Annotated in this window: 2 protein-coding genes; both read right to left on the bottom strand. The window is 71.1% G+C overall.

Features of this window, described 5'->3' with window-relative positions:
• Positions 1-55: 55 nt before the first annotated feature.
• Complete coding sequence (locus tag ACFUVW_RS20365) at positions 56-1,717, bottom strand: ABC transporter substrate-binding protein (RefSeq protein WP_430573115.1); 1,662 nt, start codon at positions 1,715-1,717, stop codon at positions 56-58.
• Positions 1,718-1,877: 160 nt separating this feature from the next.
• Entirely contained in the window at positions 1,878-3,008 is a 1,131-nt protein-coding gene (locus ACFUVW_RS20370) for a LacI family DNA-binding transcriptional regulator (protein WP_430573116.1), read from the bottom strand.
• Positions 3,009-3,196: the final 188 nt, after the last annotated feature.

The following is a 3,196-nucleotide window of genomic DNA, read 5'->3' on the forward strand; positions in this document are numbered from 1 at the left end:
GCCCTGTTTCGTGTCGGAACAGGGCCACGAGCCCACCCACAACGACCTGACCGGGTCAGCCCTGCGCGGGCTCGAGGTGCGTGAGGATCAGCAGCGGGGTGGAGTCCCACGTCTTCGGGGAGGCGTAGGGGTCCTCCGCGCTGGGCCAGCCGGTGAAGTTCTTGTTCGAGAACAGGCCCCAGGAGCCGCCGTAGAACAGGGCGATCATCGGCAGCTGCTCGTACGTGAGCTGCTGGAGCTGGTGGGTGATCTCGAGCTGCTTCGCCTCGTCGGTGGTCACCTTGAGCTCGGCGAGCAGGGCGTCGGCCTCCTTCGACTCGAAGCGGCCGAAGTTGCCGGCGGCGGTCTTGCCGACGGGCAGCAGGAACTCGGAGCCCAGGAGGCCGTTGTAGTCCTGGAACGGCTGGCCGGTGCCGCCGACGGTGCCCATGATCATGTCGAAGTCGCCCGTGCGGAGCTCCTTCTGGTAGGCCGCGGCCTGCGGCTGCACGACGGTGACGTCGATGCCGATCGCGGTCAGCTGGCTCTTGACCTGCTCCACGCCCTGCAACCAGTCGGACCAGCCGTTCGGGGTGGTGATCGTGATCGTCAGCGGCTTGCCGGACGAGTCGACGAGCTTGTCGCCCTTCTTCGTGTAGCCGGCCTTCTCGAACGAGGCGAGGGCGGCGTCGGTGTCCTGGTCGACGTAGCCCTGGTTCGGGATCGACGTGTCGAGGACGGCCTCCTGGTTGGGCAGCATGAGGCCGGTCTGGCTGGCCCGGTCGACGTAGCCCTGCTCGGCCTTGTCGGCGATGACCTGCTTGTCCAGCGCCAGCGCGATGCCCTTGCGGAAGTCGACGTCGTCGTACGGCGCCTTGGTCATGTTCGGGATGAGCGAGATCGCCGCGCCCGCCGGGAACCAGTAGGTGTTGTTCTCGGGGTCGGCCTTGACCCAGGTGTCCTCGACGTCGCTCATGAACGCGTAGGCCCAGTCGTAGCCGTTGTTGACGATGTCCAGCTCGGAGTTGGCGGCGGGCTGCACGAGCTCCTCGACGGCCACCTTGTCCGCCTGCCAGTACGACTCGTTCTTCTTCAGCGTGTACTGGTTCGGCGTGAACTCGCCGAGCGTGTACGGGCCGGACCCGACGGGCTCCTCGTTGGTCCAGGTGACCGGGTCCTCGACCTCGGACCAGATGTGCTCCGGCACGATGAGCTGCTGGGCGAGGATCTTGGCGGCCGGGACGTCCTCGGTCTGCAGGTGCATGACGACCTTGGTGCCGTCCACCTCGACGGACTCGAGGTGCGACCACGCGCCCTTGAGGTCCATCTCGGGGTGCTTCTTGACGAGGTCGAAGGAGTACTTGACGTCCTCGGCGGTGAGGGGCTCGCCGTCGGACCACGTCACGCCGTCACGCATGGTGAAGACGACGGTCTTGGCGTCGGGCTGCTCGTACCCCGTGGCGAGCCAGGGGGTCTCCTCGCCGCTCATCTCGTTGATGATGACCAGCGGCTCGTACAGGTACGTCGTCGTGTTGCGCTTGCCGGACGAGTACGGGTTGAAGTTCCGGTCGAACGTCGGCGAGCCGTTGTCGGCCGCGATGAGCATCGACGTCGCGCCACCAGCGGCGCCGTCGTCCCCCTTGTTCTGCACCGGTGCCGAGCAGGCGGCCGTGGCCAGCACCGCGACGGTGGCCGCGATGGCGGCCAGACGCTTCCCCGAGCGCGCTGTGCGCGTCATGGACATCCACTCCTCTTCGTCGAGGCCTCTCCTGTGAGGGCCCGCGCACGCCGGGGTCGGCGTGCGACGTCCCGGCGAGTGTATGCGCATACATTTCGGAGCGGCAAACCCCGTGGCCACGCGCCCGGGCGCCGCCCCTGGGCTCCCCGGGCGGAGCGGGTCACGAGCAGCCGCAGCTCTCGCGCAGCAGCACGCGCACGGGCAGGTTCACCGTGGCCGCCGGCGCCGACGGGTCGGCGAGCCGCGAGCGCAGCAGCTCCACCGCCGCGCGGCCCAGCTCGACCATGGGCTGGCTCACCGTGGTGAGCCGGGGGAGCGAGGCCTGCGTGGCGTCGATGCCGTCGAACCCGGTGAGGACGACGTCGCCCGGGACGTCGACGCCCGCCTCGGTGAGCACGTCGAGGAAGCCGAGGGCCGTCTGGTCGTTGGAGCACACCAGCGCGCGGGGGAGCGCGTGGCCCGTGGCTCCCGCTCCCCGGCCGGTCACGTGGGTCTCGAGCATCCGGCGGGCGAGGTCGCGGGCGCCGGCCCGCGTGAAGTCGCTGCGCGCGGCCGGCTCGTCGGGCACCTCGAGGCCCGCCGCGGCCAGCGCGTCCCGGAACCCCTGGAAGCGCTCGAACGCGTCGGGGGAGTCGAACGGGCCGCCCACGAACGCGAGGTCGCGGAGGCCGTGGTCGGCGATCAGGTGGTCCACCAGGGCGCGCGTGCCGGCGCGGTTGTCCACCGAGATGTGGTCGTAGGCGTCGTCCTGGGGCGGGCCCGCCATGACGACGACGGGGACGCGGCGGGCGATGTGCGCCAGCAGGTCGTCGGGCACCGACTTCGACAGCACGGCGAGCCCGTCCACGCGGCCGGCGAGCTCGTTGACCGCCTGAGCGCGGCGCAGCCCGCGCGCCACGCCGATCATCACCGCGTGCCCGGTGCGCCACGCCTCCAGCTCCGCGCCGCGCATCACCTCGCCCAGGTACAGGTTGCTCCAGCGCGCCGTGACCGGGCCGCCGACGTCGCGCACCACCTCGACCGCCTCGCCCACGCGCACCGGGTCGGGCAGGTCGTCGACCTCGTCGATGCCGTCGACGTCGGGGAAGCACAGGCCGAGCACGCCGGTGGAGCGCGCCGCCAGCCCGCGGGCGGCGCCGGACGGCACGTAGCCCAGCTCGCGGATCGCCTCGTGCACCACCGTGCGGGTGCGCTCGCGCACGTCGTCGGGGCGCCGCAGCACCCGCGAGACCGTCGCGATCGAGACCCCCGCGCGCTGCGCGACGTCGTACACCGTGGGGGCCTTCGCCACCGGAACTCCTTGACCGCATGCGTCGCCCGCACGGCCGTGCGAGCGGTCCCACGATAGTGACTGCGCATACATCGGGGCATCGCGGCTGGTCATCGCCCTCCGCCGCGACGAGCAGCCCGCCTCGACGTCCCCCGGCATCGCCTTCCAGCATGCGATCTCTCGCGTCATCGGACCGGATGACGCGAGAG

Source organism: Isoptericola sp. NPDC057391 (assembly GCF_042668085.1).
In the GTDB taxonomy this organism is placed as follows: domain Bacteria; phylum Actinomycetota; class Actinomycetes; order Actinomycetales; family Cellulomonadaceae; genus Isoptericola.